Here is a 6,856-nt window from a genome sequence, read left to right as displayed (position 1 = left end):
CGCTTGCTTCGCACCCGGGCATCGACAAGGTGTCCTTTACCGGTTCAAGCGAGGTCGGCAAACTGATTGGCAAGGCCACGGCAGATCGCATCGCCAAGCTGACGCTGGAACTGGGCGGTAAGTCCCCCACAATCGTGTTCCCCGACGCCATTGCCGATGGGCGCTTGGAAAGCACGGCGCAACAGGTGGCGAATGCCATGCGCTTTGCCCGTCAGGGTCAAAGCTGCACCGCCGGGTCGCGTTTGTTTGTGCACAAGGATATCTGGGACGAACTTATGCCCAAGGTTGCCGAGAAATCGGCAGCTTTGAAAGTGGGCGACGCGCTGGATCCGGATGTGGATATGGGCGCGGTCGTGAACGCCGAACGTTATGGCGAGATTCGAGCATACGTGGCTGAGGCCGAAGCCGAAGGCGCCACCTTCCTGATCGGGGAAACTCCGGCCGCGGACCCGGCTGGCTTCTGTCCCAACCCGACGATCATTACCGGTGTCGACAACACTTGGCGCATTGCGCGGGAAGAGGTGTTCGGCCCGGTCATGGTCGCCATCCCCTTCGAGACCGAAGAAGATGTGATCGCGATGGCCAATGACACCCATTACGGGCTTGCCGCGTTTCTGTTTACCCATGATGTCAGCCGCATCACGCGCCTGACGCGTGCCATCGATGCGGGCTGGATACAGGTCAATCAGGGCGGTGGGCAGATCCCGGGCATGTCCTATGGCGGCACCAAGCAATCGGGCATGGGCAGCGAATACTCGATTGAGGGCGCGCTTGAAGCCTACACTTACCGCAAATGTGTCACCATCAACATCGAGGGTGGCGCGTGAGCACGGATCGCTTCGGCAATGCCCTTGACCCGGGTGTGGGATATGCCCGGGGTTCGCTGTTGCAAGGTTCAGCGGATGAGGTGCGCAGGCTGACGCAGGCGGGTCGCGTTGCTGCAGATTTCGTGGCACGCGAAGGTATCGACAAGATCGCCATTTGTACTGGGAACCTGCGGTTCTACCCAGCGACGCCGGACGATCTGAGCCTGCTGTGCGAAGAATGGATTGGTCCCGGCCTTTTTGGCGAAGAACTGCGCCAAGCCGCAATCGCTCATATGGGTGGGCAAGGGCACGAGGCTGCAGCGGTGGTGAACCGTACAAGCGCCGGGATCGTTGCTACTGTACTGGCGCATTCCGCAGGCAAGCCAGTATTGTCGTTGGTCGCAAAAGGTGACCGGAGCCATGCCTCGGTTCTGCGCGGAGCGCGGCTGGCCAATGTGCAGGTCCGCGAAGTTCACGATCTGGAGTCTGTCGAACAGGCGTTAGCCGAGGTCAGCCCGGCGTTGTTTGTGATCACGCCTGTCACCTCCGAGCTGTCCATGCTGAGCGATGACCTGATCCGTGACGCGGTGTCGGCAGGCAAAAATGCGGGCTGCGTCACGTTCCTTGATGACGCTTACGGGGCGCGGTTCCGCCCTGTTCTGCATGGCGGTGGGGCGTCGCTTTCCTTTGGGGCCGATCTGGTCATCACCAATGCGGACAAGGCAGGTTTGTCCGGCCCGCGCGCCGGAGTTCTTTGTGGCGACCCGGTTGTGTTGGTCCCCGTGCAGGCCAAAGCAAGCGAATTGGGCATGGAAGCCCGCGCGCCCGTTGCTGTTGGTGCAATGCGCAGCTTGCAGGGGTTCACTCCGGAATTGTTGCTGCAAGAGGCACAGGACGGGCAAGACCTTGCGACCGCCTTGGAATCTGCGCTTGGGACGGATCGAGTGACACGCTCGGCGCTTGGTCCGAAGATTGACGAACAAGACGCGATGGAGATCGTCCTTGGCATGGCCGAAATTGAAAAGGCTGACGTTGTCCCTGCCGAAGTGACGGCTGCGATTGGAATGTTGATGCTGCGTGACAAGGGCATTGTGACGGTCAATACACATGGCCAACCCGGAGGGCGTGTTTCGATCCGGTTGAAACCAACATCCGGTGCCGTGGCCCGTGCCGGGGGCGCTATGGCGGTGGCTGACTGTTTGATGTCGGCAATGCGCCAGACGGCGCAGCACTTGCACGACAAGACATGGTTCGCGGCAACACTGTTTGGAGACACGTGAATGGCCGATACGACTCTGATCACCCGACTGGACAACCGGCTGGATCAGTTGGTGAATATCGACATGGGCGAGCGTGGCGTCGAGCACTTGTTCGAGGCCGCGCGCGCGCTGGAAGGTCGGTCGTTGGTCGGCGCTGCGGCAGACGCGCTGATGGCAGTGCCCGAGGGTGGAACGGTTATACTGACCACCGGTTCGGTTTCGCGCGCCTGGATCACGCCGGATCTTGGTGAAAACGATGGCCCCTCGGGTGCGGCGGCGATTGCAAGGGCATTGGTGCTGGCGCGGAACGTGACCTGCGTGATGTTGTGCGAAGAAACTCTGCTGCCCGCAATCCGCAACACCTGTCAGGCAGCGGGGTTGTTCCCGGTGACGCTGGAACAGGCGGCGATTGCCAAGGCCGACAAAAGCCTCGCCACGATTGTGATGTTGCCTTACGCCACCGATGACGCAGGCGGGCTGGCGCAGGCAGAAACGCTGCTGGCAGACCTGAACCCCGATCTGCTGTTCTCGACAGAACGGGTGGGGCGCAATGATTTTGGTGTTTATCATTCCATGCGCGGTATCGACTATGGCATGGGCCGCGCGCGTGTTGACTTCCTGTTCGATCTGGCGCTGGAGCGTGGCATTCCAGTCGTCGCTGTTGGTGATGGCGGCAACGAGATCGGCATGGGCAAAGTTGCCGACCACGTCAAGGCACACGTACCGTACGGAGATAAGTGCCAATGCGGATGCGGCGGTGGCATTGGGGCAGTGACCAGCTGTGATGTGCTGGTGACGGCCGCATGTTCCAACTGGGGCTGCACCGCAATTGCCGCTGCAATGGCCGCTCGTGCGGGTGACGCGAAACTGCTGCACACACCAGACCGAGAGGCCCTATTGCTTGATACGATGGTTGCCAGCGGCCTGATCAACTCAACCCACGGGATCGTCGATGACAGTGTCGACGGTTTCCCACGCCAAAGCCATATCGCGGTGGCCGAGCTCTGCCGTACGATCGTGAGCCGCGCGCTCTGAAAACTTACAGGACTGAACAATGATCCAAGACAATCCCGCCCTCATCGATGCAATCCGCAACCGGTTCGCGCATGTTGACTCCTGCCCGTTTCAAGGTGAACGGATCTTTTTCGAGAACGCAGGTGGTGCGTTGACGCTGAAATCGGTCGCGGAAACCTCCGCTTTCTATGCAGCGATCCCGGACAATCCGGGCCGTATCAATCCAGCGGGGCAGGGCACTCAGAACGTGATCAACAAGGCCAAGCAAGATCTGGCCGTATTCATGAACGCTTCGTCCGGTCAGTTCTTTGCCGGGGAAAGCGGGACGGAATTGTTGTTCCGCATGATCCGCACGGCCTGCCTGGCCGCGCCAAAGGGGGCCAAGGTGATCGGATCGTCGATCGAGCACCCGGCCACCCGCAGTGCGGCACGGCGTTGGGCCGAGATTGCGGGTCTGGACTATGTGAACGTGCCCCATGACAATGAAACAGGTCTGGTAACACCTCAGGACTATGCCGCACTTATGACCCCGGATGTGGCCGTGGCGACGATCCTGCATGCGTCACCCGTCACGGGCATGGGTATGGATGTTGCGGCAATTTCGGCGGCCATTCGGGCGGTTGCGCCAGACTGTCTGATTGTTGTTGACGGCATTCAGCACGCCGCACACGGACAGTTGGACCTGGACGCATATAATGTCGATGGCTACGCGATCTCGCCCTACAAAGTTTTCTCGCGCCATGGCTATGGCATTGCCTGGATCTCTGACAAGCTAAGCGCTCTGCCGCATGATATGCTGATCGACGCACCCGCCACAGGGTGGGAGTTCGGCACCCGCGACACCGGGTCTTACGCGACAGTATCGGATGTGGTGTCTTACTTTGATTGGCTGGGTGGCGAAGTTTCGGATGAAACCGACCCTCGCAAGCGGATCGAGGCCGCGGGTCACGCTATTCACGACTATGAAACGCACCTGACCAACACCGCCATCAACGGCACAGGCAACCTGCCGGGACTGCGCGACATGGATCACGTGACCATTTTGGCTGGGGCAGAAAACCCGGCGCGCGAGGGGTTGGTCTCGATTGTGGTTAAAGACAAAGCCTCGGAAGACGTGGTTGAAGTTCTGAACCAGCAAGGCATCCGCACCCACACCCGCAAGGCGGACCACTATTCGGGCAATGTTCTGACACCGCTGGGGCTTCCTGACTGTATCCGAATTTCGTTTTGCCACTACAACACAGAGCAGGAAATCGCCCGTCTTCTCGCTGCGGTCAAAGAACTGGGTGGCGATTGACGGTCCCGCACATCAACCGAACTGAAACGTTTCTGTAAGGCAGGATGATCAGGATGGGGCACTTCGATTCAGAGTTCAAAATAAGCCGGGGTTGCCCGGTTGAACTGAAGCGCTTCATCTTCCTTGCCATGCCGGGGTTTTCGGCACTTGATCTGGGCTCTGGCGTTGACGCATTGGCCGCCGCCAACAAAGCGGCGGAGCAAATTTTGTTCCGCTGGCAGATTGTCAGCGAAGATGGCGCCCCAGTGGTGTCATCAGCGGGAATGAACATCGCGGTTGAGGGCTCACTGCCAGCGGTCCAGAATGGCGATTGCATAGTCGTATGCGCCTCCATCGACACCCAGAAAACGCAAACATCGGAAAAGATCAATGCCTGGCTTCGCAAAGCCGCCCGGCAAGGGGCTCGGCTTTGCGGCCTGGGTGGGGGAGCGCTTTATCTGGCCCTTATAGGATTGGCGCAAAAAGGCAAGATCTGCGCGCATTGGCGCTTGCAGCCGGTTTTTGAGGAAAGCTTCCTGAAACTGGACCCTGTCTGTACAATCTATGAAGAGGAGGCCAATTTCCTGTCCAGCGCCGGCGGGGCCGCGACGCTTGATCTGTTCCTGGCCTTAATTCGGCAAACAGCGGGCGCGGCGATTTCGAACCGTGTTGCGGACGACCTGCTGTGCGCGTCGGTGCGACCGGGCGATAGCCGTCAAACTATGACTGACCGTTGCCGATTGCAGCATAGGAACGAAAAACTCTCAAGGGCGGTCGCGGTGATCCAAGACAGTCTGGAAGATCCTATCCCTACATCCATGCTTGCGCAACAAGTTGGAATATCTACGCGCCAGCTGGAGCGTTTGTTTGCGCGTTATCTGGGATGTACACCAAAAACCTACATGACGAACCTACGGTTGGACAGAGCACGTGTGCTGTTACAGCAGACCCATATGAGTGTAATCGACGTCGCCGTCGCATGCGGCTTTTCCTCGGCCAGCCATTTTTCAAAGCTGTACCGTCGGCAATTCGGAATCTCACCGCATATCGAGCAGAGCGCGCCTTAAGACCGGCATTTAGCCGTTGGTAGAGGTGTTCTGACCACGTTGTGATCTGAACACTTCTCCCAATTTGCTCAACCGCGCATCCGGGCGTTGTCCGGGTCGTAGAGCGGGCGCAGGCTGGCCTGTGCCGTTACAGACCGTCCCGCCACCTTCACCTGATAGCTGCGTGCCGCAAGGGCTTTCATCGTCATGCCTTCGGGCCGCGAAACATAACCCAAGCCAACGGCCCCGCCAACGCTCCAGCCATAGCTGGCCGAGGTTAAACGCCCAACGATTTGCCCATCGCACAGGATGGGTTCCTTTCCAAAGATCAACGCGTCTGGATCGTCGAGCCGCAGCGACAGCAAACGGTTTGCAGGGCCTGCCGATTTGCGAGCAACGATGGCCTCTTTACCCGTAAAGTCAGTGGTGAAATCACATGCAAAAGTCAGGCCACTGTCTACCGGGCTGTCATGCGGACCGATGTCGTGGCCCCAGTGGCGGAAGCCTTTTTCGATCCGGCAGCTGTCAACCGACATACCACCGCACAGTCGCGGTGTGTCAGGGGCGGCCATGATGGTCTCGAACACTTGCTGGGCGAATTCGGCGGGGATGTGCAATTCCCATCCCAACTCGCCCACATATGTGATCCGCTGGGCGCGAACCGGCGCGTGACCAACATGCAGGGATTGCCACGATCCGAACGGGAAGGCGTCATTCGACAGATCAGTGTCCGTCAGCCCGGCCAAGAATTCCCGCGCTCGCGGGCCCATCAGGGCCAGCGTGGCCTCGGATGAGGTGACGTTGACGACGGAAACCGAGGTGCCTGTCAGCTGCGTTTTCAGCCAATATTCGGTCTGCGGTTCAGCCCCGGCAGACGCCATGACCAAATATTGGGATGTGCTGAGCCGCGCGACGGTCACATCCGCTTCGATCCCGCCTTGCGGGTTGAACATGTGGGTATAGATCAAAGTACCCGGCGCGACAGCCATATTGGCCCCGCAAAGCCGTTGCATCTGCGCCTCGGCGTCCTGCCCGTCCACGACGAACCGGCCAAAGGTCAGGTCGATGCAGCCCAGATCAGTGCGCAGTGCCTGATGTTCAGCCTGCCAATCGTCGAACCACGGCTCGCGTCCGAACCCATCCGTCATCTCACGGCCATAGTAGAGCGGGCGTTCCCAACCATTGGCGCTGCCAAACTGTGCCCTCGCATCGCGTAGATGCGTGTAGTAAGGCGTCCGCCGCAAACCACGTGCCTCAGTCTTGCGCAGATAAGGCCAGTGCATCGCATAGGCGTGCCCGAGCGTTTCGGCGGCCTTGGTCGCAGTATAGCTACGGGCGTTCAGGCCCGGCACGATGCGGCGGCTGTCCACATCGGTCAGGTCCATGGTCATGTGACCGTTCATAATCCATTCGGCCAGCGCCTTTCCCGCGCCGGGGCCGTTCTGGATCCCGGTC

At 59.7% G+C, this 6,856-nt stretch carries 6 protein-coding genes; 5 read left to right on the top strand and 1 reads right to left on the bottom strand.

Annotated elements, in window-relative coordinates:
• From AC2FNU_RS23135 to AC2FNU_RS23115, 5 genes are all read left to right on the top strand, one after another.
• The coding region (locus AC2FNU_RS23135) for an aldehyde dehydrogenase family protein (RefSeq protein WP_496793245.1) at window positions 1–827 on the top strand (827 nt) is incomplete at its 5' end.
• The gene (locus AC2FNU_RS23130; RefSeq protein WP_496793242.1) at window positions 824–2,086 is read left to right on the top strand and encodes a PLP-dependent aminotransferase family protein; all 1,263 of its coding nucleotides are present in this window, start codon (window positions 824–826) and stop codon (window positions 2,084–2,086) included. The genes AC2FNU_RS23135 and AC2FNU_RS23130, both read left to right, overlap by 4 nt.
• Window positions 2,087–3,100 (top strand): glutamate cyclase domain-containing protein, encoded by a 1,014-nt coding sequence (locus tag AC2FNU_RS23125; RefSeq protein ID WP_496793238.1) that lies wholly within the window; start codon window positions 2,087–2,089, stop codon window positions 3,098–3,100.
• 19 nt (window positions 3,101–3,119) lie between these two features.
• Window positions 3,120–4,376, top strand: coding sequence for an aminotransferase class V-fold PLP-dependent enzyme (locus tag AC2FNU_RS23120; RefSeq protein WP_496793234.1), 1,257 nt, complete (start codon window positions 3,120–3,122; stop codon window positions 4,374–4,376).
• Between the two features lie 53 nt (window positions 4,377–4,429).
• Window positions 4,430–5,422, top strand: coding sequence for a GlxA family transcriptional regulator (locus AC2FNU_RS23115; protein ID WP_496793229.1), 993 nt, complete (start codon window positions 4,430–4,432; stop codon window positions 5,420–5,422).
• A gap of 68 nt (window positions 5,423–5,490) precedes the next feature.
• Here the strand turns inward: AC2FNU_RS23115 and AC2FNU_RS23110 are convergent.
• Window positions 5,491–6,856, bottom strand: a 1,366-nt coding sequence (locus tag AC2FNU_RS23110; RefSeq protein WP_496793226.1) for a glycine cleavage T C-terminal barrel domain-containing protein, incomplete at its 5' end; no start/stop codon positions are given.

This window comes from Ruegeria sp. BHSB064 (assembly GCF_059613205.1).
The sequence above is the reverse complement of the archived record's forward strand: the minus strand, read 5'-3'. Positions and strand labels throughout refer to the sequence as shown.

Coding starts and splice junctions, on each gene's coding strand:
- AC2FNU_RS23125 (WP_496793238.1), top strand. CDS start 2,087: ATGGCCGATACGACTCTGATCACCCGACTGGACAACCGGCTGGATCAG.
- AC2FNU_RS23120 (WP_496793234.1), top strand. CDS start 3,120: ATGATCCAAGACAATCCCGCCCTCATCGATGCAATCCGCAACCGGTTC.
- AC2FNU_RS23115 (WP_496793229.1), top strand. CDS start 4,430: ATGGGGCACTTCGATTCAGAGTTCAAAATAAGCCGGGGTTGCCCGGTT.